We start from the raw sequence: 24,204 nt of genomic DNA, 5'->3' as shown, positions 1-24,204 counted from the left end.
GGAAATGTCACAGCTGTTCGAAGCGATGCCGCGGAAGGACGGGGTGCCGCTGCACCCCCAACGAGGTCTGAGCGATCTACCCTCTTAATAGAAGGCGGGCGGAAAGGCCCGCCTGTCGACCACCACCGCCCTCTACCGAGAGAAGGCGGACATGAAGGCGTCGATACGACGGTCTGCGATCTTCACAAACGCGGCCGCGCTCACCAGGAGGTACTCATGAGGATGCTCATCAATGTGCCGGAGACCGTCGTCGCCGACGCCCTGCGCGGTATGGCGGCCGCGCACCCCGACTTGTCGGTCGATGTGGAGAACCGGGTGATCGTACGGCGTGACGCACCCGTCGCCGGCAAGGTGGGGCTCGTCTCCGGGGGCGGGTCCGGGCACGAGCCGCTGCACGGCGGCTTCGTCGGGCCCGGGATGCTCTCTGCGGCGTGTCCGGGAGAGGTCTTCACGAGCCCGGTGCCGGACCAGATGGCGCGGGCGGCCGCCGCTGTCGACAGTGGCGAGGGGGTGCTGTTCATCGTCAAGAACTACACGGGCGACGTCCTCAACTTCGACATGGCCGCCGAGCTCGCCGAGGACGAGGGTGTCCGTCTCGCCAAGGTGCTCGTCAATGATGACGTCGCGGTGACCGACAGCCTCTATACGGCGGGCCGGCGCGGCACCGGCGCGACCCTGTTCGTCGAGAAGATCGCCGGTGCGGCCGCCGAGGAGGGTGCACCGCTGGAGCGGGTCGAGGCGATTGGCCGGCAGGTGAACGAGAGCTCCCGGAGCTTCGGTGTCGCGCTGAGCGCCAGCACGACGCCCGCGAAGGGCAGTCCGACCTTCGATCTCCCGTCGGGTGAGCTGGAGTTGGGCATCGGCATCCACGGTGAGCCCGGTCGTGAGCGGCGCGCGATGATGACGTCGCGGGAGATCGCGGACTTCTCCGTGAACGCCGTACTGGAGGATCTGGAGCCATCGGGCCCGGTGCTCGCGCTCGTCAACGGCATGGGTGCGACGCCGCTGCTGGAGCTGTACGGCTTCAACGCCGAGGTGCAGCGGGTGCTCGCAGAGCGCCAAGTGCCCGTCGCCCGTACGCTCGTCGGGAACTATGTGACCTCGCTCGACATGGCAGGCTGTTCGGTGACGCTCTGCCAGGTCGACGAGGAGCTGCTGCGGCTGTGGGACGCGCCGGTGCAGACTCCCGCGCTCCGCTGGGGCCGCTGACCGTCCAGGACCTGCGCACGGCCCCGCCCACTCGCCAACCCGCCCACTCACGACAGGGAGTTCATGTGCTCGACGCCGACTTCTTCCGCCGCTGGCTGACGACCGCCGCGACTGCCGTGGACCGTGAGGCGGACCGCCTCACCGAGCTGGACTCGGCGATCGGCGACGCCGACCACGGCAACAATCTCCAGCGCGGTTTCACGGCGGTGACGGCGGTCCTGGAGAAGGAGGCGCCCCATACACCCGGGGCCGTACTGACCCTGGCGGGACGGCAGTTGATCTCAACGGTGGGCGGCGCCTCCGGTCCGCTGTACGGGACGCTTCTGCGGCGTACGGGAAAGGCGCTCGGTGACGACGCCGAGGTGACGCCCGGGCAGCTGGCCGATGCGCTGCGTGCGGGCGTGGCCGCGGTGGCACAGCTGGGCGGGGCCAAGGCCGGGGACAAGACGATGCTGGACGCACTCAATCCGGCGGTCGAGGCGCTCGGCGACTCCACCGGGTCGTTCGCGGCCGCACGCGAGGCGGCCGAGCAGGGCGCACTTGCGACCGTGCCGATGCAGGCGCGCAAGGGCAGGGCGAGCTATCTGGGCGAGCGCAGCATCGGGCACCAGGACCCGGGGGCGACCTCCTCCGCCCTGCTGATCGCGGCGCTGGCGGAGGTGGCGGGATGAGCACCGACAAGCCGGTCGGGATCGTGCTGGTCTCGCACAGCGCAGAGGTGGCCGCGACGGTCGCCGAGCTGGCCAAGGGGCTCGCGGGCGGCGGCGCGACCGCGCCCGTCGCCCCGGCGGGCGGCACTGCGGACGGTGGCCTCGGGACCAGCTCGGAGCTGATCACGGCGGCCGCGGCCACTGTCGACGGGGGCGCGGGGGTGGCCGTCCTCGTCGATCTGGGCAGCGCCGTGCTGACGGTGAAGGCACTACTGGCCGAGGGCGACGAACTCCCGGACGGGACACGGCTGGTGGACGCGCCTTTCGTGGAGGGGGCGGTGGCAGCCGTGGTGACCGCTTCGGCGGGCGGCGACCTGGACGCGGTGGAGGCGGCAGCCTCGGAGGCGTACGACTACCGGAAGGTGTGAGCCTCCGGCCGGGGGCCGACGGATACCGGCCCAGCCCAATTGCTAACGGGAACCATTTTCAGGTAGCGTCCCGGGCACATCCCCACCCAGGAGGTCCCCGGTCCCATGGCCGTACCCAAGCGCAAGATGTCCCGCAGCAACACCCGCCACCGCCGCGCCCAGTGGAAGGCCACCACGCCCCAGCTGGTGACCATCACCGTCGACGGCGTCCCGCACCAGGTGCCGCAGCGGCTCGTGAAGGCGTACGAGCGCGGTCTGCTGCGCCCGGAGGGCTGACGGACATGTGGGACGTTCACTGCACCGAGGATCACCTCACGCCGTCCGTGACGCTCCGTTAGGGCCTGGGGTTGTCGGCCGGACCCGGTGGCTCGCTCCCGCAGAGCCACCGGGTGACGCCGTCACTCGATCGGACTCGCGTACGCCGCGGATCCGCCGGGCTCCCGGCCGTACCGCGTGACCTGGCACGACCGTCGCGGTCACTGCGACAGACGGGTGGTGACACGCCGAGGCCGCGCCGCCCTCGCCGCATGCGGCGCCCCGGTCGGCCTCCTAGCGTCCTTCCCAACGAGGGGCACTTCTTCTCCTGCACGGAAGTCGTCCGCAACGACCCTCGGGAACACGGAGAACTGACCATGCGTGCGATACGTGTCGCCTCCATCGCCCTGATCGGCACCGCCGCGCTGACCGTCGGCGCCCCAGCCGCCCTGGCCGCCGACGAGGGCGACATCACCCCTTCCGGTTTCACGGTCACCCCCTCGACCGTCGCGCCCGGCGGCACCGTGACTCTGAACGCCGCCGAGTGTGAAGTCCCGACCGTGACCGTGTCATCCGGGGTCTTCGAAACCGTCACGCTCGATGAAGGCCATCCCGGCACGGCGAAGATCGACGCGAAGGCCAAGCCGGGCGCCGAGGACGAGGTCACCTTCGACTGCAACGGCGAGAAGGTCACCACGGCCCTCGCCATCAGCAGCGGCTCCGGCTCGCTCACCGCGACCGGGACGGAGACGGGGGACTCGCCCACCGGGACCGAGGCCGAAACCGAGGACGCGCTCACCGGGACCGCGGCCGGGACCGGGGACGCGCTCACGGAGACCGAACCCGGCGACGTACTCACTGAGACCGAGACCAAGGCCGAAAGCGGCGACTCACACACCGAGACCGAGACCAAGGGCGAAACCGGCCAGGCGCCCACCAAGAACGAAGCCGAGACCGGCCAGGCGCCCACCAGGACCGAAGCCGAGACCGGCGACTCGCACACAGGCACGGGAACGTCGCAGACCGGTTCCGACATGAGGAAGCCCGGCGCGGGCGTCGATGCCGGCGCCGGTGGCAGCTTCGCCGATCTGAGCCCCGCGCAGATCGCCGCCGGCTCCGCCCTCGTCGCGGGAGGTGTGCTCGGCGGCGGCGTCCTGCTGCTGCGCCGCAGGTCAGGAGAAGGCGTCTGACGCCGACACAGCGGCTCCGCCGCCCCGGGCCCCGAGGTCCTGGGCGGCGGAGCGCCACCCGAGACACAAGCGGGACCGAGGAAGAGCGCCCATGCACACGTTCAAGCACCGCAGCTCGTGGTTCACGGTCGCCTCTGTCCTGCTGCTCGGGCTGTTCCTCCTGCGCAACGGATCCACCGAGCCGGCCGGCGGCCCGCCCCAGCCAGGCTCCGCCGTCGCGGCCCGCCACAGCGCGGCCGACCCGCTGCCGCCCGCGCCCGATGCGCTCCCCCACTCCCCGCCACGGCGGATCACCATTCCGTCCGTCCGGCTCGACGCCCCGCTCACCGAGGTCGGCCTCGGCGCCGACGGCCGGATCGATGCGCCGCCGCTGGAGAAGAGCAATCTCGCCGGCTGGTACAAAGGCGCGGCCGGCCCCGGCGAACGGGGCACGTCCGTCATCGTCGGCCATGTCGACAACAAGGCGGGCCCGGCCGTCTTCTACTCACTCGGCGCACTGGAGCGGGGCAGTCGTATCGAGATCCTGCGCGGGGACGGCCGCACGGCAGTGTTCGCCGTGTACGGCATCGAGATCTTCGCCAAGAAGAACTTTCCGGCCGCCCGCGTCTACCGGGACACCCCGGCACCGGAGTTGCGCCTGATCACCTGCGGCGGCGGCTATACGAAGAAGACCGGCTACGACGGGAACGTCGTGGCGTTCGCCCGCCTTGTCGAGGTGCGGTGACGAGGTGGAGATGCTGTCGGTCTGCTCACCGGCTCCGATCAGCCGCCTGGGGCGGCGCCGGCGCGGCAACGAGGCCCGTCCAGCCGGCTGGCAGACTGGGAGCATGTCCGCTCCCCGCCGCCGTTGTCCGGTCTGCCGTCGCGAAATCGCCGTCGTCGCCGGGCGGTTCGCCCGCCATGACCCGGTTGGCTCGCGTACCGCGGCCGAGTTGGTCTCCTGCCCGGGGTCCCGGCGGCAGGCGCAGTTCGATCCGGCCCTGCAGCCCGATCTCGACGGCGCTTTCGTGCCGGACTTCCCCGGGCAACTCCCTCTGTTCTGACAAGCAGGCGCGTCCTCAGGTCGCGCTGCGCTCGCTCGCCAGTTGCAGCTCGTCCTCGACAACGCGCCCGGCCCGCAGCAGCTCCCGCCAGCGCTCCGTACTCCAGTCGGCGGGGCGGGTCGTTTCGATGAAGTCCTCGACCAGCGCCAGAAAACGCGCCGGATCGGCGTGGAAGGGAAAGTGGCCCGCGCCCTCGAAGATCTCCAGTCGGCTTCCGGGCATTGCCGCATGCGCGCCGTGCGCGTGCTCAACCGGCACCACGCTGTCGCGCGATCCCCACAGCAGCATCGTCGGCATCCCCTGCGCCAGATAGCAGCGGTCGAGCATGGTCACCACCTGGCCACGCCAGTCGACGACGGCCCGCAGTGTGCGGATGAAGGCGCTGCGCGAGGTCGCGTCCGGCAGCGCGTCCACGAGGTTGAGCAGCTCGGGCGCGTCCTGCCCGAGGTCGGTGTCCAGCATCCTGATCAGCTCGGCGAACAGGCCGGTCCCCTGCCGCATCCCCGGCAGGTTCAGCGCCGAGAGCAGCAGGTCGGCGCCCGGCAGGGAGACCGCCCTGAGAACGGGATTGACCTCGCGGCCGACGCCGCCCGCGCTGACCAGGACCAGTCGTTCGGTGCGCTCGGGGAACTGGTACGCGAACTGCATGGCCACTCCGCCGCCGAGCGAATGGCCGACGAGGGTGGCCCGGTCGATGCCGAGCACTCCGAGCAGGTCCCGCATGCCGTTCGCGTAGGCCGCAACCGAGTAGTCCGCACGCGGTTTGTCCGAGGCGCCGTGGCCGAGGAGGTCGGGTGCGATGACGGTGTAGCGACGGGCCAGCCCGGGGATCAGGTCCACCCAGGTGGCGGAGGAGTCGCCTATGCCGTGGACGAGGAGGACGGCCGGACCTTCGCCGGCGATCCGGTATGCGCGCCGGTAGCCGTGCACCACGTAGTGGCGCAGCTGCACATCGTCTTCGCTGACGGAGCGCAGCCTGCTCCGGTCCGATGTCTGCGGTCCGAGGCCGGTGACCATCCGCTCACCTCCTACGCGGTTCCTCATCCGCTCTTTCGAATCTGCTCCTCCGAGCGTAGAGCCGCCACCGCACGGGGGATTTCCACCAGGTTTCACCCCGGGTACGGCCTGCTGTGGGGCGGCTGGAACGCCCAGCGGGGCCGGACATCCCGCACGCGACAGCACCCCTGCCCACCAGGTAGATTGGTCTACACCACCCATGCCTCAAGAGACAGGGATCTTCGTGGAAGTTGTCATCGTTCCGGACTCCGCCACGGGCGGCGAGCTCATCGCCGAAGCCATGGCCGACCTGCTGCGACGCAAGCCCGACGCCCTCCTCGGCGTCGCCACTGGTTCGACCCCGCTGCCCATCTACGACGCCCTCTCGGCAAAAGTGCGCGCCACGGAAGTGGACGCTTCCCGTGCCCGGATCTGCCAGCTCGACGAGTACGTCGGACTGCCGTCCGGCCACCCCGAGTCGTACCGCTCCGTGGTCCTGCGCGAGGTCGTCGAACCCCTCGGGCTCACCGACGCGTCCTTCATGGGCCCCGACGGGACCGCTGACGACGTCGCGGCCGCCTGTCTCGCCTACGACCGCGCGCTGGCCGAGTCCGGCGGCGTCGACCTCCAGCTGCTCGGTATCGGCACCGACGGGCACATCGGCTTCAACGAGCCCTGTTCGTCGCTCGCCTCCCGCACCCGGATCAAGACGCTGACCGAGCAGACCCGGCAGGACAACGCCCGGTTCTTCGACGGCATCGACGACGTCCCCCACCACGTGATCACCCAGGGCATCGGCACCATCCTGGAAGCCCGTCACCTGGTCCTGCTGGCCACCGGCGAGGCGAAGGCCGACGCCGTGGCGCTCGCCGTCGAAGGCCCGCTCTCCGCGCTGGTGCCCGCATCGGCCCTACAGCTCCACCCGCACGCCACGGTCGTGGTCGACGAGGCGGCGGCCTCCAGCCTCAAGCTCGCCGACTACTTCCGCGCCACCTACGCCGCCAAGCCCGTCTGGCAGGGCCTGTAGCAGCGGTCCGTTGTCCCGGCCGGAAGGGGAATGTTCCAGTCGAGAAGTAATTGATGTCACAACGACTCGGATTCGCCCACGAGTTGATACGGTTCAGCTCGCTCAGCACTGTGACGCGCGTTCAACTATCGCGCAGCCGTGCAGCCCCGGGGGAATCCATGAACGACGACGACATAGATCTGGTCAGAGCGAGCCTGGAGCGCGTCAGACGGCGTGCAAGTCATGTGGTGCGTTACTTCTACGCCCACCTGTTCACCCACCATCCGCAGCTGCGGAAGCTGTTCCCGACCGCGATGGACGATCAGTACGAGCGGCTGTTCGCCGCCCTGGTCCAGGTCGTGGACCATCTCGGCCACCCCGGGCTCCCCGCCCACCTGGCTCAACTCGGCCGGGATCACCGCAAGTTCGGGATATGCGACGACGACTACGCGGCGGTGGGCGAGAGTCTCGTCGCCGCGGTCCGCTACCACAGCGCCCAGTCGTGGGACGCGCGGACCGAAGCGGCCTGGCTGCGGGTGTACGCAACCACAGCCGAGGCCATGACCGGCGGCGCGCACAGCTCTGTCGCTGCGGAAGAGCCCGCGTCGTGGGAGGCCACTGTCGTCTCGCACCGGCTGCACGGTGGGCACACGGCCGTCATCCGCGCCGTTCCGTCCGCCCGCTATCCATGGCGCCCCGGCCAGTACGCCACGATCGAGCATCCGAATCTGCCGGGTGTGTGGCGGCCATACTCGCTGGCCGGCCGCCCCGACCGTGACGGTGTGCTCGAATTCCATATCGGCCGGGTCGCTCATGGACTGCTCAGCAATGTGTTGTGCGACCACACAGAGCCCGGCCACATCCTGCGTCTGGGCGCCGCCTCGGGATCCGCGCTCGCCCCGCCGCCCGGCACTCCGGCCGTCACTCTGATAGCCGCCGGCTCGGGCTGGGCCCCGGTCAAAGCGGTCCTGGACGAGTTACTCGCCCGCAAGCCCACACCACGAATCCGTATCGATGTCGTGGCCCGTGGCGAGGCCGACTTCTACGACGGGGGCTCCCTCGTCGGCCTCCTGCGGGCCCACCCTTATCTGAGCGCCTACTGGTGGTACGAGGAGCGGGCCGAGGGTCGGATGCGGGCCGCGGAACGGCTGCAGAGCAATCTGCGCGCGCGCCGGCAGTGGACCGGCGAGACCGTCTATCTGTGTGGTCCCGTGATGTTCGTGCAGGAGACGGCCGAGTTGCTGTACGAGTGCGGGCTGCCTGCAGAATCGCTTATCCGGGATCCTTTGCCCTCGTCGCTGCAACAGCGCGGACACGTCTCCCACGCGGAACAGTTCCTCGACCCGCGCCCGGTGAACTGGATCGATCCCGACGCCCGTACGCGCCCGATCGACCTCCAGGCACCCGAGTCCCACTCCGCGCCTCAGCCCGAGCCTCAGCCGGACGCACAGTCTGAGCCCGCGCCACCGGACAGCGGCAGCTGGTTCGAGCCGCACCGCGCGGCAGGACGGGTCTGACCTCACTCCCGCCGCTTCACTCCCGCCGCTTGACGAACTCGCTCACCCAGAGCTTCGTACGGTCGAGACAGGCGGTCTGCGCCGCGGCGCCTGTCTAGCACGAGTGTCAACGGGTCACGTCGCAACCGTCGGCGCAGAGTTGGACGAGAGACCGGAGGAAGACCACCTTCGTCCTGATCTTTATCGCCCTCGAAGGCATCGGCCCAGCCACAGCCGGGTCGTGGCGCAGGGACCGGCCAGACGGCCGGATTGCCGCCTCAACCAGGGAGCTTTCCCGCCAACGCCGCCCCGCCGAAGGAAAGTTGGAGTCGGCCATTTATCGCGAACTGGACACAAGGCGGCGCGCCGGGGGCAGTTGCATTCGGCTTGTTTCCCACCCCTGATCGCATTTTCCTGTGAAGCGATGGTGAATACCTCTCCATATTCGACCGGCGATACCCCTCTGACCACGCCAAATCGCCGCCGAACCCGCCACGGCCAATGATCACCGGATGACTGAATCGGTCTCTTGACCGACCCTTCAGCGGCGAACCAGACTCCCCAGAGGCACTCATGCATCAGGAGCCACAAGCACAGGCACATGCCGATGGCCCTGCGAGACCGATATCGCACGGGGTGTGTGACGGGGGAATGCAGTGATGGGCGCGTATGCCTGCTGGACGCATACGCGTGGTTTCTTCACCTCCCTCCTCATCTCTTGGTGCGCGAAGGGAATGGAGGGGGAATGCCGACGCACATGGGCTATCCCGGCGTATACATCGAAGAACTTCCCAGCAGCATCCGGACCATCGCCTCGGTCACCACGTCGGTGACCGCGTTCGTGGGGCACACCCGCCGGGGTCCGCTCAACCAACCAGTGCGGGTCACCAGCTTCGCGGACTTCGAGCGGCGCTTCGGCGGACTCACCTCGCAGAGCGCGGTCAGCTACGCGGTGCACCAGTTCTTCGGCAACGGCGGTACGGTCGCGGTGATCGTCCGCGTCGCCAAGGCCGGCACCGGCGAGGAAGCGTGCGTCACGCTCCACTCCACCGAGGGGCACAGCGAGTGCCCGGTGCTGGAGGTGCACGCCAAGGAGCCCGGCGTCTGGGGCTCGGGCCTGCGGGTTGCCGTCGACCACGACACCCCCACCCCGGACAAGACGTTCAACCTGCACATCCTCGACGCCCGTGGCGGCGCCCGTGAGTCCTTCACCGGACTCGCGATGCACTCCGGCCACGGCCGCTTCGTGGAGACGGTCGTCAATTCCGGCTCTTCTCTCGTCCGGGTCAAGGCGCTCGACGAGGACCGGCCCGACCCCTCCGGTACCGTCTCCAAGCCGTTCTCTGCAGAGCTGCCGGACCTCAATGTCGAATTGAAGGTCAAGATCGGCGACGTGGAGCGGGAGTTCACGCTCTACGAGCCCGACCACGACGGCGAGCCGCCGCGCACTGTCACCGAGCTCGCCCTGCTTCTTGAGCGCAAGCTGCGCGCGCTGCCCGACGCCCCCGGCAAGCACGCCTTCGCCGGAGCCGAGGTCACCGCCTTCGGCCGCCGCCTCCAGGTCGTGGCCGGGTCCGTCGACCCCGACGACGTGGTCCGCTTCATCGGCGAGTGCGCCAACGACCTGGGCCTGGAGGCCTCGGTCAACCCGCCCGTCTTCCCGCTCCAGGGCGGCAAGGACGGCGACCCGCCCGGGCCGCGTGACCTCATCGGCAGCGAGGCGCGCAAGACCGGTCTGCAGGCGCTGCGCGACGTGGACGACGTCAACCTGCTGGCTCTGCCGGAGCTTTCGGCGTACGAGTCCACCGAGGACATGGTCACCGTGCTGTCCGCCGCCGAGCAGCTGTGCCGGGAGCGGCGGATCTTCCTGCTCGTCGACTCGCCGTCGACCTGGGGCAGCGTGGACGCTGCGCGGGCCGGGATCGGCGCGTTCGAGCCTGTACGCAGCAATCACGCGGGGCTGTACTTCCCGCATCTGCAGCTCACCGACCCGCTGACGGGGCGGCTTCGTTCCTTCCCGCCCTCGGGCGCGATCGCGGGCGTCATCGCCAGGACCGACGGCGAGCGCGGCGTATGGAAGGCGCCGGCCGGGACCGAGGCGCGGCTGGCCGGTGTGCGGTCGCTGACGGTCAAGCTCACCGACCGGGAGAACGGGCTGCTCAACCCGCTGGGCATCAACTGCCTGCGCACCTTCCCGGTGGTGGGTCCGCTGGTGTGGGGCGCGCGCACGCTCGAGGGCGCGGACGCGCTCGACAGCGAGTGGAAGTACGTGCCGGTGCGCCGGCTCGCGCTGCATGTCGAGGAGAGCCTGCACCGCGGTCTGCAGTGGGTCGTCTTCGAGCCGAACAACGAGCAGTTGTGGCAGCAGATCCGGCTGAAGGCGTCGGCGTACCTCAACGACCTGTTCCGGCAGGGCGCGTTCAAGGGCGGCACGCCGCGCGAGGCGTACTTCGTCAAGTGCGACAAGGACACCACCACCGACGCCGACATCGACGCCGGAGTGGTCAATGTCGTGATCGGCATCGCGCCGGTCAAGCCGGCGGAGTTCGTGATCGTCAAGATCCAGCAGATGGCCGGACAGTTCGACCTCTCGTAACCCAAGGAAAAGGAACACGAAGGAAACCGATGGCTGAGTTCCAGATAAACGCCCATCGCTTCGACCCGTACAAGAATTTCAAGTTCCTGGTCCTCTGGGACGGTCGAACGGTCGCGGGCATCAGCAAGATCAGTCCTCTGAAGCGCACCACCGAAGTGGTCAAGCACCGCCACGGCGGTGACCCGAGCTCACCTCGCAAGTCGCCGGGCCGCTCCGAGTTCGAGGGCGTCACGCTCGAACGCGGCGTCACCCACGACCCGGAGTTCGACCGCTGGGCCAACAAGGTCTGGCAGGTCGGCGCCGGGCTCGGCTCGGAGGTCTCGTTGCGGGACTTCCGCAAGGACATCATCATCCAGGTCCTCAACGAGGCCGGGCAGGTGGCCGTCTCACACAAGCTGTACCGGGCCTGGGTGAGCGAGTACCAGGTGCTCGGCGAGCTGGACGCCAACGCCAACGCCGTCGCCATCCAGAGCGTCAAGCTCGAATGCGAGGGCTGGGAGCGGGACTACGAGGTGGAGGAGCCGGTCGAGCCCTCGTTCACCCATCCGGCCTGAGCACGGCCTGTCGCACCGGAGGAATGAGGGATGACGCCGACGGGGCCGGCCGAGCTGCTCGCCACCTGGGAAGCCGGTCTTGCGCAGCACGACTCGGGTCGCTCTCTGCTGCTGCACCGGGCCGCCCGCCCGGGGGCCGGCGCCGACGAGTTGCTGTCGGTGCCGGTCGGCGAGCGGGAGGCGGATCTGTTCGCGCTGCGCCGGGCGTTGTTCGGCGAACGCATGCAGGTCCGTGTCGAGTGTGCGTCGTGCGGCGAGGCGATGGAGTTCGACCTCGACGCAACCCGGCTCGGCACCCGGACGCGGACGCCGGACGGGCCGCTGCGAGTGGAGGAGGGCGAATGGGCGGTCGAGTTCCGGCTGCCCACCGTCGCCGACCTCGCGGCGGCCGGCGCGGTGCGGGATCCGGCTCAGGCGCGCCGAGTGCTCGTGGCGCGCTGCACGGTTTCGGCCGTACGGGGCGGGGAGGCAGTTCCGCCGGAGCGGCTGGCCTCGCTGCTGCCGGAGCACGTACAGCGACGGCTCGCCGAGACCGCGGCCGAGGCGGACCCGACGGCCGATGTAACGCTGAACGTCGCCTGTCCCGAGTGCGGTGAGGCCACCCCGGCCGAGCTGGACATCACCTCCTATCTGTGGACCGAACTGGACACCTGGGCACGGGACTTGATGCTCGACGTCCATCTGCTCGCCACCGCCTACGGGTGGAGCGAGCCGGAGATTCTGGCGCTCAGCCCGCTGCGGCGTCGTTACTACCTGGAGCTGTGCGCAGATGCCTGACTACTTCGACCGGCTGCTCGCCCGGTACACGCCGGTGCCGGCGGCCGGTGGCGCTGCGGCGCGGGTCCGGCCGCGGCTGCCCGGCCCGTTCGAGCGGGTCGAGGCGCTGCGGAGCGGGCCGCCCGAGCCGGACGCGCCGGCGGCGCTGATTCCGACCGCGCCCGGGCCCGCCCTCGGTCCCGCCGAACTGGTCCGGCACGAGCGGGAAGTGCGGACCGACCACCACACCGTCGTACGGACCGAGGCGGGGCGGGCCGGCGAGCCCGAGCCGCCCGCGGCGCAGACGGCGCCGAGTCCCGGTCCGCTGCTGCGGCCCGCCGCGGCAGCCTCTCCGACGGCACGCCCGGCCGCAGACGTTACGCGCTCGGCGCGGCGGGCCGGGGTGCCCGCGGTGGCCGATGCGCCGCGAACTCCACCGGCTCCCGCGCCCCGTGAGCCCGCTCCTGCGGTGGCCGCCACCGCTCAGGCCCGGCCGCGCGGCGCCGACACCGCCGCCGCTCGTGGCGCGGCCCTGAGCGGGGTGGGACGGCGCGCGCCGCGGCCGGCGGAGCGCGTCGTACACGTACAGATCGGCCGACTCGAAGTGAGCGCGGCACCACCGCCCGGCGCGAGCCGCCCCGCGGGCGGCCGGCCCGACCACGCCGGACGGCGCGCACCCGCGCTGACCCTGGACGACTATCTGTCGCGCGGCGAGAAGAGGGACTGACGTCATGAGCAACGCACTCGCCATCGCGACCGTCACCCAGGCGCTGGCCCTGCTGATCGAGAACAATCTGGGGCCCGAGATGGACATCGCGGTCAAGGTGGAGACCCGCAAGCCACCGGCCGAGCCGCCGACCGAGCCGACCATCAATGTTTTCCTGTACCAGGTCACGCCGAACGCCTCGATGCGCCACACCGACCTGCCGACGCGCGCCTCGGACGGCACGCTGCTCAAACGCCCTGCCGCGGCGCTGGATCTGCACTATCTGATCAGCGCGTACGGGGAGGAGGCGGAGCTGGTCGGGCAGCGGCTGATCGGGTACGTGGTGCGGACACTGCACGAAATCCCGGTCCTGCCGAAGGAATTGATCGAGCTGGCGGCCGAGCGTCCGTATCTGACGGGCAGCGATCTGGCGGAGTCGCCGCAGAGGGTGCGGTTCACGCCGACGGTGATGGACATCGACGAGACGTCAAAGCTGTGGGGGATGCTGCACCAGACCCCGTACACCTTGTCGGTGGCGTACCAGGCGTCGCTGGTTCTGATCGAGGGCCGCGAGCGGCCGGTCCCGGCGAAGCCGGTGGAGCGAAGGACGGTGCGGGTGCTGCCGTTCGGGGCGCCGGGCGCGCCGGTGCCGCCGGGGGCGGCGGTTGAGGTGGACGGCTCGGAGCCGTCGCCGGAACCGCAGCGTGAGCCGGAGCCTGCGCCTGAGGCGGAGCCTGCGACTGGGGCGGAGGCGGAGCCTGAGGCGGCGTCCAAGGCGGCCGTTCCCGCGAGGAAGCGCGCCGCCGCGAAGACCGCAAAGACCGCCGCGAAACGTGCCACGCCCGCTCGGCCCCGCAAGGGAACAGGCGCGGACGCGGATACGGACGGCAAGGAGAGCTGAGACACGTGCGCAACACGGGGGCGGGTGAGGGTATGGGGACGTACGAGTCGACTGGTGCGTCGGCGAACGCCGGTGGGGACGGGCGGGCGCTGTTCGCGGCCGTGCGATCCGTGCTCGCCCGCGTGGACGCCCATGCGGCTCGTGCGCAGGGACGGCCCGTACCCGGGCGGGGAGACAAGGATCAGCCGCACACGCCGGCCGCACACGCCGGCGGTGCCGTTCCCGGAGCCGGTGAGCGCACTACCGCGCCGGGTGCGGCCGGGCCCGTACGGCAGGACGGCGATGCGAACACCGCGGCGCCCCTGCGGCGGAGCGACCTCGCTGCCTCAGGCAGCACCCCCACCGCGACAGACGGGGGCGAAGCGTCATCCCAGGACCGCCTCGCAGCCGCCCCCGGGGCCCCCGAGCTCACCGCCGTCCGCGGGCCGGCCGCCCTCGACGCGCTCGTCGCCTGCTTCGGACTCAGCCCCTTCGAGCGCGACGTGATCCTGCTCGCCGCGGCCGCTGAGCTCGACCCCACCACCGGGGGCCGGTGCGCAGCCGCCTGCGGGGATCCGGAGCGTGCGTACCCGACCTTCTCGCTCGCCCTCGCCGCGCTCGGCGGACCGCACTGGAGCGCTCTCACGCCCGTCGCCCCGCTGCGCCGCTGGCGGCTCGTCGAGCTGGACGACGAGACCCGGCTGACCACCTCCCGTCTGCGGCTCGACGAGCGCATCCTGCACTTCCTGGTCGGTTCGCCCTATCTGGACTCCCGGTTGCACGGGCTGTTGCGCCGGGCGCCCGTACCGGAGTCCCTGCCCGCCTCGTACGACCTCGCGGCGAGCCGGGTCGCAGCGAGCTGGGCGGGAGCGGGCCGGCACGCCCCGCTGCGCGTCGAGTTGGTCGGCGGCGATCTGCGGACCCGTGCCGACATCGCCGCCGCGGCCGCCCGCCGCTCCGGGCTCGGCCTGTACGCGATGGCCGCCGACGACATGCCCACCGACCCCGTCGAGCGCGACCGGCTCGCGCGTCTGTGGCAGCGGGAGGCGATCCTGCTGCCCGCGGCCCTGCTCGTGGAGGTCGGCGAACTCGACCGCGAACAGGCGGCGGCCACCGACGCGTTCATCGAGAGCGCGGCCGTCCCGCTCGTCGTCTCCAGCCCCGATCCGCGGCAGACCGCCCGCCCGCGCGGCGAGCGCGTGACCGTGCCCGCGCTGGACACCGAGGAGCAGCTGGGCGTGTGGGCGGACGCGTTCGAGGCCGTACCGGAGGTGTCACAGGAGGACCTGAAGGATCTCGTCGAGCAGTTCTCGCTGCCGCCGCATCTGATCCGGTCCGCCGGCGCGGCCGTCGTACGGGATCTGCCCGATGAGGACGAGCTGGACGCCACCGGGCTCGCCTGGCGGGCCGGACTCACCGAGGCCCGGATGGGCATGGACGAGCTGGGCCGGCGCATCGAGCCGCAGGCGGCGTGGGGCGATCTGGTGCTGGCGGAGCGGCAGTTGCGGATTCTGCGCGAGATCGTCGCGCATGTGCGCCAGCGCTCGACCGTCTACCAGGAGTGGGGCTTCGCCGCGACGCTGCGCCGCGGCCTCGGCGTCACCGCGCTCTTCGCGGGTGGCTCCGGCACCGGAAAGACACTCGCAGCCGAGGTGATGGCGAAGGAGCTCGGCCTGGATCTGTTCATCATCGATCTCTCGCAGGTGGTCAGCAAATACATCGGCGAGACCGAGAAGAACCTCCGCAAGGTCTTCGACGCGGCCGAACGCGGCGGCGCGCTGCTCCTGTTCGACGAGGCGGACGCCCTCTTCGGCAAGCGCAGCGAGGTCAAGGACAGCCATGACCGGTACGCCAACCTCGAGGTCAGCTATCTGCTGATGCGCATGGAGGCGTACCGGGGTCTCGCGATCCTCACGACCAATATGAAGCAGGCGCTGGACACCGCGTTCATGCGCCGTATCCGCTTCGTCGTCGACTTCCCCTTCCCCGGCGAGAGCGAACGCGCCGAGATCTGGCGACGGGTGCTGCCCGCGCGGGCCCCGATGAAGGGCGTCGATCCGGAACTGCTGGCCCGGCTGACGGTGGCGGGCGGCTCCATCCGCAATATCGCGCTGTCGGGCGCCTTCCTCGCGGCGGAGGAGGGCGACCGGCTCCAGATGCGTCACATGCTGGAGGCGGCGCGTACCGAATACCTCAAGCTGGACCGCTCCTTGACGCCCTCGGAGGTCCACGGATGGGTCTGAAAAACGATCTGAACGAGGCTCCCCGGACGGTTCGTGTGGACATCGGCGAGCTGGTGCTCGACGGTTTCGAGCGGCTCGACCCCGACCGGGTCTCGGCCGCCTTCGAGGCTGAGCTGGCCCGGCTGGTACGGGAGCGGGGCGTGCCGCTGGCCGCGGACGGCGGACGGGCCCTTGACGCGCTGTCCGGGCTGCCTCCGCTGCCCGCCACCACCTCGCCGGGGCGGCTCGGCGAGGCCCTGGCGCGTGCGGTGCACGCGGGTCTTTCGGGTCGGGGTGAGCCGCGATGAGTACGTCCCATGCCCAGGACACCCAGGCGGCCCAGGCCGAACGGCGGCGCAAGCGCAAGGAGCGGGCCAAGTCCCGTACCCCGGAGCCGAAGAACATCGTCAGCGGCGCCGGACAGCCGCTGGATCTGAGCGTACGGCGGGAGCTGGAGGAGCAGCTCGGCCACGACTTCAGCCGGGTGCGGCTGCACACGGACCGGGACGCGGGCGCGCTCACGGAGATGCTGGGCGCGGACGCGGTGGCGGTCGGCCAGGACATCTTCTTCCGCGAGGGAACCTACCGGCCGGGCACGGCGGACGGGCAGCGGCTGCTCGCCCATGAGCTCCTGCATACGGTGCAGAACCCGGACGGCCTGGGCGCGTTGCGTGCGGGCCGCGATCTGGGTGCGGTGAGCCTGCCGCAGCAGGCGATGGAGCGCGAGGCGGAGTCGGCGGCCCAGGCCCTCGTACGGGACGAGGAGCAGGCCCCCGAAGTGGAGCCGGACCAGGCCACCCCCGGCTGGCTCCGCTACGCAACGGTCGACGCCGACCGCAACCGTATGGAGCAGCTGGACCCGGCGACGCTGGTGGACCGGCTGGCGAACGGTGTCCTGCGCTCACTGCGCGGCGACCCGGCGGACCTGTCGGGCCGCGTACGTCTCCAACTCGCCCGGATGTCGCCACAGTTGCAGGACTCAGTGCTCGACCGGCTGGAAGTGCGGCTGCTCTCCAACGAGTACGACCGACTGCTGGACCTCGCCGAGGAGTCCGAGGCCAAGCCGGTGGACCTCCAGCCGGCCGAGGTGCCCGAGCCGGAGACGGACCTCTTCGAACTGCTGGGTGTCGAGCGCACGCAGTGGAAGCGCAAGGAAGAGGGCGGGCGCGAGGCCAAGGGAAAGAGGGACGAGGACGCCCGCGAGGAGCAGACGGACGCCAAGGCGCGCGACGAAAAGCGCGGCGGCGACCGGAGCAGGGCGCAGTCGGACGCCGCGGCCGAGGGGGCGGAAGCCGCCCGGCGCACGGAGCAGGAGGACGAGCGCGCCCAGGCCCGGCAGCAGGCCGCGCAGGAGCAGCAGCAGGAAGAGGAGAAGCAGGGCCAGGACCGTCAGCGGGTCGACGAGGCCGCCGACGAGCGGGCGCAGGGGCAGCAGGAGGGCGCCGAGCAGGCGAAGGAGGAGCGCAAGGAGCAGCGGGACCGGGAGGAGCAGGACCCCGAGCAGGCCAACGCCCCCGGTGCCGACAAGCGCAAGCGCAAGGACGACGCGAACAAGCCCGCGGACGGGTCGAAGCAGGAGAACGTCGACCCGAAGGCCAAGGGGCAGCCCGGGCCTGTGCGCCCGGAGAAGGTGGACGAGCGGGCGGAGCAGCGGGACAGCGCGCTGTCCGAGCACGGCCTGCACGAGAAGGACGAGGACGAGGGCGACCCGCGCGAGGAGGAGAAGCCGCTCGGGCTCGAGGCGGGCGCGGACAAGGAGATCGGCGGCGAGGAGGGCGACCGGGCCAAGGGCGGTGGCGCGGGCGAGGCCGAGCTGAAGCCCGAGGACTATCTGCCGGAGACCGACCTCGATGTCTCGTCGGTTCCGACTGCGGACAACCCCACAGCCGCGGTGCCCACCTTCCCCACTCCTCCGCCGACGAAGGCCGAACAGGTCCAGGAGCAGCGGGAGAACGACGCCGAGGAAGAAGAGGACGAGGACGCCCCGGGGGCGGAGGCCAAGCCGCCGGGTGCGGAGATGGGCCCGGTCGAGGGTGAGGCGCCGCAGCCCGAGGGCGGCCCGGCGGCCGAGGCAGGGGACCGCAGCGAGAAGGACCTCCAGCCTGAGAAGCCGGTGGACCAGGAGGTCGGCCCCGACCCGGAGACGGACGGCAGGCAGGAGCCGGAGCCCGAGGCGGAGAAGCAGGATCCGGAACAGCAGCAGGACGCGGCCGAGAAGGACTCGGACTCCGGCGACGGCGAGGAGCAGCCGGACGCCAAGAGCGCCGAGGACCAGCAGGAGGAACGCAAGGAGCAGGCGGAACAGGACGCCAAGCCCCGGCCGGGGGTTGCCGGTTCCTCTGCGGGTGCACCGGACGTGGGCGCTGCCACCAGTACGGCGGCGTCCGCAACCCCGCCGGCGGGCGCACACACGGAACGGACCTCGGTGGAGGACCGCAGGCCCTCCCCCGCCGCGCGCCGGGTCGCGGACTCCGCAAAGGGCGACCACGAGGCGTCGGCGCCCAAGAGCTCGGTGCCCAAGGAGAGCGGTCCGGGAGCGGCGCCGAGCGGTGTGGTCGGCGGCAGCAGTACGGCGGGGCCGAGCGCCGCGGCCGGACCTGGCGGCGCACCGTCGGTCGCGCAGGCCGCCGTGAGCCCCGCGGCTGAACAGGCGGAAAGCCCCGGGAAGTTCGGCGCTCCCGCGCCGGAGGGGGCAAAGGCCCAGCCGGAGGCGTCGCTGGAGAAGGACGGGGGCGGCTGCGCACCGCCGGAGCCCGCGGCGGAGAAAGACGAGGGCGGCGGCAGCTGCGGTGGCGGAGGCGGTGGGGCGGCTCCCGAGGAGAAGCAGCAGGAGCCGCCGGACGTCTCGGGCCAGGACCCGAAGGCCGCCATCGGTACGGTCAGCAAGCTGGCGCCGGACCAGGCGGCGGCCGCAATGCCCGGTGTGGACGCCGCGGCGGACAAGAAGGTCGGCGAGGAGCAGCAGCGCCTTGCCGCCAACCCGCCTACGCGGGAACGCCCTTCGGGCGCGCCCCAGACCCAGTCGGCTCCGCCAGAGGCGGCTGCGCCCGCCGCCCAGGTGACGGGCAAGGTCGAGAAACTGGGCCCCGAGGAGCAGGGCGAGAAGCAGAAGGCCAAGGGCAGCGAGAAGGCGCAGGGCGCGAAGCCCACCGACAACACTCCCCCGCCGCCTGCGCCGGTGGCTGCCGAGCTGACCGCTGAAGAGGCGAAGAACGTCGAAGCCGCGGCCGACGCGGTCCCGACCGTCGACCCGGAACTGCAGAACAAGACGGTCGGCCCTGCCCCCAAGATCAGGCTGGAGGGCGAGAGCGACCCGAAGCGCACGGACGACCAGGCCAAGGCGCTCAAGGAGAAGCAGTCCGACATCCAGAGCACGGGTCGTGAGGACGCGGCCAAGCCGATGGGCGAGGACCAGATCTTCCCCAACGCGCCCCAGGAGCAGCTGGTCGGCAAGGCCACGGGCGGCGGAAAGCGGGGCGGCGGGGGCGGTCTCGAGGCCGGGTCCGCGCCCAAGCCCGGTGTCGGCGCGGTCGCCAAGCAGGAACGCGGCTCGGAGATCCAGGGGGCCGCGGGCCAGGCCCAGGGCGATCTGGGCGCCAAGGAGAAGGAACAGAAGCAGGGCGAGCAGCAGGCCAAGCAGGAGAAGCAGACCGAGATCGACCGCGAGGTCACTCAGAACACGGAGAAGCAGACGGCCGAGCGGGGCCGGGCCGCGGATGAAGCTCAGCGGGAGCGCGAGAACTGGCGCGCCGAGCAGGACAAGAAGATCGAGGACGCGGACACCAAGTCCGAGAAGGAACACACCAGCAAGAACAAGGAGATCGTCCAAGCCCGCGACGACAAGGACAAGGAAGTAGGTGAGCGGAAGGACAAGGACAACAAGCAGATAGACACGGAGCGCGAGAACGCGGAGAAGGAGGCCGAGAAGAAGAAGGAAGAGGAGAAGCCCTCGGGCGGCTTCTTCGGCTGGATCGCCGACAAGGTGAAGGGATTCTTCACCGCGCTCCTGGAAGCGGTCACGAAGGTCTTCGATGCCGCGCGCAAGGCGGTCAACGGCATCATCGACACGTTCAAGGAGTGGGCCAACAAGGCCATCGACTTCGTACGTGACCTCGCGATCAAGGCGATCAACGTACTGGCGGACGCGCTGATCGCCATCGGGGACGTGCTGCTCGCGGCCTTCCCGGAACTACGTGACAAGTTCCGCAAGGCGATCGAGGGCTTGCGCGACAAGGCGATCGCGAAGGTCAACGAGCTGGCGGACGGCCTGAAGAAGGCCGTGAACGCCCTGCTCGATGCCCTTGCCGCGGGCCTGAACAAACTCCTCGACGTGCTCGAGGCGGGCATCAAGGCCGTCATCAAGATCTACCAGGCCGTCATCCTGGGCGCGATCAAGTTCGCCCAGGCGGCGATCGAGGCGCTCGGCAAGTTCGCGGCACTGGTCGCGGACATCGCCCCGGACCCGGGCGGCTGGCTGAGCAAGGCGGGCAGCTCGGCGAAGTCCGGTATTCAGGACCACCTTTGGGGCGCGATCAAGACGGGCGTCAAGCGGTGGTTCGACACCAAGGTCGAGGGCATCCTCGGGCTCGGCAAGACCGTGATCAACGTCCTGGTGAAGGGCTGTGTCTCGATCAAGCAGATCGGGAAGATGGCGTGGGACGCGATCATCGCGTCGCTGCCGATGATGATCGCGTCGATCGTAATCGAGAAGGTCGTCTCGATGCTGGTGCCGGCGGCGGGCGCGATCCTGACGATCGTGCAGGGCCTGATGGCGGCGTGGCAGAGCCTGAGCTCGATCCTGAACGCCTTCAGCAAGTTCTGGGCGTACTTGAAGGCGGTGAAGGCGGGCCCGGCGGCCTGCCTGTTCGCGGAGGCGGTCGCGGCGGGGATCGTGGCGCTGCTGGACTTCATCGCCAACTTCTTGATGATCCGTCTGGCGGGCGCGACGAAGGGCGTGGGCAAGCGCCTCAAGGCGATGGCCGAGAAGATCATGAAGGGCTTGAAGAAGACGGGCAAGGGCGCGAAGCAGGCGGCGGGCGACGCGGTGAACAAGGCGCGGGGCGCGGTGCGTAGCGCGCAGGAGGCACTGAGGAAGCCGACGGGCCCCGCGAAGCCGAAGGGGCCGAGGGTCCCGAAGAACCGCTCGACGTCGACGGACCGGGGGGCGGGAGCGAACCGGGGGCCGAAGGACGCGACTTCGGACAGGCCGGCGAGCCGGACGCCGGACAAGGAGAGGGACCGCCGTCGCGAGGAGGACGCGGCCAAGCGCGACCAGCAGAGGCCGGAGGCTAGGCCGGACAAGACCCCGGACCAGAAGCCGGACGCCAAGAAAGACAAGTCTCCCGACACTCCCCCCAAGAAGAAGGAGACGGAGGCTCCAAAGCGCCAGAAGCCGCGCAAGCCGAAGTCTCGGCTGGGCAAGGCCCTGCAGAAGGTCAAGGGCAAGGTCAAGTCTGCGCTGAAGAAGGTCCGCAACGCTGGCAAGACCCTCGGCAAGAAGCTCAGCAAGAGCAAGGTCGGCAAGGCACTCAAGAACAGCGGTAAGAAGATGCGCGACTTCTTCAAGAAGAAGCGCAACAACATGCGCGACGACAAGAAGCAGCGCATGGACCAGAAGAAGAGGCAGCAGGACGACCGCAAGAAGAAGGAGAAGTCCAGGGAGTCGAAGGAGGCTCGCCTCCGCAAGATCGTCGCCAAGATCAAGCCAAGGCTGACCTCGATGCTCAACAAGGGTGTACGGGATGGCGCATTCAGGGGTGTCCTCACCGCGATGCGGCTGTGGTACCGGCTCAGCGGACTCTCCCGTGGCACCGGCAAGACCTTCGGCGTCGAAGCCGCGCTCAACCCCCGGCTACCTGCCGCGGATAATGGACGGGAACTGCGAGAAGAGGATCTCGAGCAGCGCGTCATAGCCTACATCAAGCAGGCCCTTGCCAAGGGGAAAGGTGGCAACAATCTGCTCGATACCTACCAGAAGATGCGAGATGACAAGGGCTTCAAGTCGGCCGCGAAGGGAGAAGAGAGCGAGTACATAGCTGGCCAGAACAAGTCGCTCAAATTTTCACGCACCAAGGGGCCACAATCCGACCGCTCCGGCGAGCTCAATGTTGCCCCACACCCTGCCGAATCCAACCCACCCACAGGTATCGGCCCTTACGCCGGAATGGCCCGGGAAGCCAACAATCAGCAGCTCGGCAACAGTCTCGGCACTCAGGGGTTGCAGATCCTCAAAAATGAGGATGACATCAGCAAATTCCCGGGGAATCGGCGTCAACTGCCAGCCCAGGTCGCGCTCGTCAGGTCGCTGGCCGAGGGGCTGCGCGTACCGCTCATGCTGGCCGTTGGGCCTGCGGAGCTACGCCTCATCGAGCACGGGAAGCGCTCGCCGGACGAAGTGCTCCGGAAGGGAGCACTGACCGCCACTGGTGCCAACAGCCTGACAAGCCCCATTCGGGGATTCCTGAACAAATCCCGCACACGCCTGAAGAAGTTGACGGACGCGCTCAAGGGGAACGCCAGGACCAAGGATGGCAGGCAAGTCTCACCAGAAGAGGTCCTAAGGGAATTCCAGACGGCCAACAAGACCTTCGAAAAGAGCAACGACGCCACACATCTCAACGAAGCATGGCGGAGCAGACGACCTCAAGCCATCGGCACGGAGATGGTGAACGGAAAGGAGCGCAAGCGCTACAACGTCCAGAAGAGCGACATCAGCGAGGAGGAAATTGACGCACAGCGCGAGAAAATTGGCACCTCGAAGGGCGAGTTGCAGAAGATGCGCGACACCATCATCGATCTACTCTTGGCCGAAGGGGTCCTGACGACCGAGCAACACAAGGAGAAACGAATCGAGGAGCTCGTGGAAGGAATCGACCAACTCTTCGGCGACCAGGAGTGGCTCTTCAATGTCTACGGTCTCGACAGGTCCGACAAGTAAGGAGCGAAACCATGACGGAGAAGCCTGCCGCTTACACAACCCGCCGCCTGGTTCTGAAGGAGTGGGGCACGGAAGAGGAAGTGATGGAGTTCGCATCCAAGGGGAACCTCGAACTCCTACGGGACGAGACCCATGACATCCCGTTGGGGATTACCCGTAACGTCGTCTGGCGCGTAACCCCTGGGGTAGTTTTGCAATACGCCGTTGACAGCCGCTCACAGTGCTCAGTTTTCGCGCTCTCCGGTTCACCTGTAGACACAGTGCAACGCTTCCAGGAATCTATCGAAAAGAACTTGCTGCCGTGGACACTCAAGGAACTCATCACTGAGGTAGACAAGGCCAAAGGTTCCCGGGAGATCTCCCAGGCAGTCTTGAGGGCAGGCATGGGCGCACCCAGGGAGTTCGACAAGAAATTTTTCAAGCGCATCAAGAAGGCTCTGCTGAGCCGCGATTCTGAAATCCGCTCGGCAGGCATGTGGGCAACTTCCTATTCGCGGTGGGACGAGTTCCGAGAAATGCTCAGCGAGATCTCCCAGCAAGATCCAGAAGCCTCCCTGCGGCGCGAGGCGCAGATCATCCTCAATCACTACAGCGAAGAAAAGGGAGAAGCCCCATGACCCGCTACGCAGACATACCCAAGCCCATCCGCTCCGGCATCGTCGTCGTCGACCCCGAGCGCGGAACCCCCCAACGCATCATCGTCCTCCAGTTCAACCCCGACACCCTCGAACGTTCCCTCGCCCCCCAAGCCGCCGGCGGAGGCGGTGACAGCGGCGGAGGGGGCAGCGGAGGAGACCGTAACGAGGCCCTACGCCTCAAGGGCCCCGCCGAGGAGAGCTGGAAGTTCACCGCCGAGATCGACGCCACCGATCAGTTCGAGGTCGCCGCGCCCGACGGGATCCATCCCCAACTCGCCACGCTCGAGATGCTGGTGCATCCCACCTCCGCTCAGCTCCGCGAAGCCTCCCGCCTGACCAAGAAGGGCACCATCGAGATCAGCCCGATCGAGATGCCGCTGACGCTGTTCACCTGGGGGAGCAAGCGCGTCATGCCCGTGCGGCTCACAGAACTGTCGATCAACGAGTCGGCGTTCGACGTCAACCTCAATCCCATACGGGCCAGCCTCGGCATCGGCATGAAGGTCCTCAGCGTGAGCGACCTGCCGGCCGGGCATCGGGGGGCCGACTTGTATCTCGCGCATCTAGCGCAGAAGGAGCGACTGGCCAGAGCCGCAAGAGGCGGGCGGCTGGCGGAACTTGGGCTGGGACGGGGGCTGTAGG

20 protein-coding genes are annotated in these 24,204 nt (G+C 69.6%); 19 read left to right on the top strand and 1 reads right to left on the bottom strand.

What is annotated here, in order from left to right; translation table 11 throughout:
• Positions 1–216: 216 nt before the first annotated feature.
• The 7 genes from dhaK (at position 217) to ACZ3H8_RS27465 (ending at position 4,775) form a co-directional block, all read left to right on the top strand.
• On the top strand, positions 217–1,209 hold the full coding sequence (gene dhaK, locus ACZ3H8_RS27495) for a dihydroxyacetone kinase subunit DhaK (RefSeq protein WP_467406325.1): 993 nt from the start codon (positions 217–219) through the stop codon (positions 1,207–1,209).
• Between the two features lie 65 nt (positions 1,210–1,274).
• Positions 1,275–1,880, top strand: coding sequence for a dihydroxyacetone kinase subunit DhaL (dhaL, locus tag ACZ3H8_RS27490; protein WP_467406322.1), 606 nt, complete (start codon positions 1,275–1,277; stop codon positions 1,878–1,880).
• Positions 1,877–2,287: a PTS-dependent dihydroxyacetone kinase phosphotransferase subunit DhaM gene (locus ACZ3H8_RS27485; protein WP_467406320.1), complete on the top strand. Its 411-nt coding sequence runs from the start codon at positions 1,877–1,879 to the stop codon at positions 2,285–2,287. The genes dhaL and ACZ3H8_RS27485 overlap by 4 nt, the downstream gene beginning before the upstream one ends.
• A 105-nt stretch (positions 2,288–2,392) precedes the next feature.
• The gene (rpmF, locus tag ACZ3H8_RS27480; protein WP_398985344.1) at positions 2,393–2,563 is read left to right on the top strand and encodes a 50S ribosomal protein L32; all 171 of its coding nucleotides are present in this window, start codon (positions 2,393–2,395) and stop codon (positions 2,561–2,563) included.
• A 356-nt stretch (positions 2,564–2,919) separates the two neighbouring features.
• On the top strand, positions 2,920–3,732 hold the full coding sequence (locus ACZ3H8_RS27475) for a hypothetical protein (RefSeq protein WP_467406317.1): 813 nt from the start codon (positions 2,920–2,922) through the stop codon (positions 3,730–3,732).
• Between the two features lie 91 nt (positions 3,733–3,823).
• On the top strand, positions 3,824–4,456 hold the full coding sequence (locus ACZ3H8_RS27470) for a class F sortase (protein WP_467406315.1): 633 nt from the start codon (positions 3,824–3,826) through the stop codon (positions 4,454–4,456).
• Positions 4,457–4,559: 103 nt separating this feature from the next.
• Complete coding sequence (locus ACZ3H8_RS27465; RefSeq protein WP_467406314.1) at positions 4,560–4,775, top strand: hypothetical protein; 216 nt, start codon at positions 4,560–4,562, stop codon at positions 4,773–4,775.
• Between the two features lie 15 nt (positions 4,776–4,790).
• On the opposite strand, the gene ACZ3H8_RS27460 is transcribed toward ACZ3H8_RS27465, so the two are convergent.
• On the bottom strand, positions 4,791–5,792 hold the full coding sequence (locus ACZ3H8_RS27460; RefSeq protein ID WP_307665195.1) for an alpha/beta fold hydrolase: 1,002 nt from the start codon (positions 5,790–5,792) through the stop codon (positions 4,791–4,793).
• A 223-nt stretch (positions 5,793–6,015) separates the two neighbouring features.
• On the opposite strand from ACZ3H8_RS27460, the gene nagB reads away from it, so the two are divergent.
• The 12 genes from nagB to ACZ3H8_RS27400 all read left to right on the top strand — a co-directional run bounded on the left by nagB (position 6,016) and on the right by ACZ3H8_RS27400 (position 24,203).
• A complete protein-coding gene (gene nagB, locus ACZ3H8_RS27455) occupies positions 6,016–6,798 on the top strand; it encodes a glucosamine-6-phosphate deaminase (RefSeq protein WP_467406311.1) in 783 nt (260 codons plus the stop codon).
• A 158-nt stretch (positions 6,799–6,956) separates the two neighbouring features.
• Positions 6,957–8,294 carry a globin domain-containing protein gene (locus ACZ3H8_RS27450; RefSeq protein ID WP_467406309.1) on the top strand — a complete coding sequence of 446 codons (1,338 nt, stop codon included), beginning with the start codon at positions 6,957–6,959 and terminating at the stop codon, positions 8,292–8,294.
• Positions 8,295–9,018: 724 nt separating this feature from the next.
• Positions 9,019–10,869, top strand: coding sequence for a phage tail sheath C-terminal domain-containing protein (locus ACZ3H8_RS27445; RefSeq protein WP_467406307.1), 1,851 nt, complete (start codon positions 9,019–9,021; stop codon positions 10,867–10,869).
• Between the two features lie 29 nt (positions 10,870–10,898).
• Positions 10,899–11,423: a phage tail protein gene (locus ACZ3H8_RS27440; protein ID WP_030352235.1), complete on the top strand. Its 525-nt coding sequence runs from the start codon at positions 10,899–10,901 to the stop codon at positions 11,421–11,423.
• Between the two features lie 30 nt (positions 11,424–11,453).
• Positions 11,454–12,200 carry a T4 family baseplate hub assembly chaperone gene (locus ACZ3H8_RS27435; protein ID WP_467406300.1) on the top strand — a complete coding sequence of 249 codons (747 nt, stop codon included), beginning with the start codon at positions 11,454–11,456 and terminating at the stop codon, positions 12,198–12,200.
• On the top strand, positions 12,193–12,906 hold the full coding sequence (locus ACZ3H8_RS27430; RefSeq protein WP_467406298.1) for a hypothetical protein: 714 nt from the start codon (positions 12,193–12,195) through the stop codon (positions 12,904–12,906). Before ACZ3H8_RS27435 ends, ACZ3H8_RS27430 begins: the two co-directional genes overlap by 8 nt.
• A 4-nt stretch (positions 12,907–12,910) precedes the next feature.
• Positions 12,911–13,786, top strand: coding sequence for a Pvc16 family protein (locus tag ACZ3H8_RS27425; RefSeq protein ID WP_467406296.1), 876 nt, complete (start codon positions 12,911–12,913; stop codon positions 13,784–13,786).
• 32 nt (positions 13,787–13,818) lie between these two features.
• Entirely contained in the window at positions 13,819–16,008 is a 2,190-nt protein-coding gene (locus ACZ3H8_RS27420; RefSeq protein ID WP_467406733.1) for an ATP-binding protein, read from the top strand.
• Positions 15,999–16,295 carry a hypothetical protein gene (locus ACZ3H8_RS27415; RefSeq protein ID WP_356221847.1) on the top strand — a complete coding sequence of 99 codons (297 nt, stop codon included), beginning with the start codon at positions 15,999–16,001 and terminating at the stop codon, positions 16,293–16,295. The genes ACZ3H8_RS27420 and ACZ3H8_RS27415 overlap by 10 nt, the downstream gene beginning before the upstream one ends.
• Positions 16,292–22,924 (top strand): eCIS core domain-containing protein, encoded by a 6,633-nt coding sequence (locus ACZ3H8_RS27410; protein ID WP_467406293.1) that lies wholly within the window; start codon positions 16,292–16,294, stop codon positions 22,922–22,924. Before ACZ3H8_RS27415 ends, ACZ3H8_RS27410 begins: the two co-directional genes overlap by 4 nt.
• An 11-nt stretch (positions 22,925–22,935) precedes the next feature.
• A complete protein-coding gene (locus tag ACZ3H8_RS27405) occupies positions 22,936–23,541 on the top strand; it encodes a hypothetical protein (RefSeq protein WP_467406290.1) in 606 nt (201 codons plus the stop codon).
• Entirely contained in the window at positions 23,538–24,203 is a 666-nt protein-coding gene (locus tag ACZ3H8_RS27400) for a hypothetical protein (protein ID WP_307665184.1), read from the top strand. Before ACZ3H8_RS27405 ends, ACZ3H8_RS27400 begins: the two co-directional genes overlap by 4 nt.
• The last annotated feature ends 1 nt before the right edge of the window (position 24,204 follow it).

Source organism: Streptomyces sp. NPDC002868 (assembly GCF_055563295.1).
The sequence above is the reverse complement of the archived record's forward strand: the minus strand, read 5'-3'. Positions and strand labels throughout refer to the sequence as shown.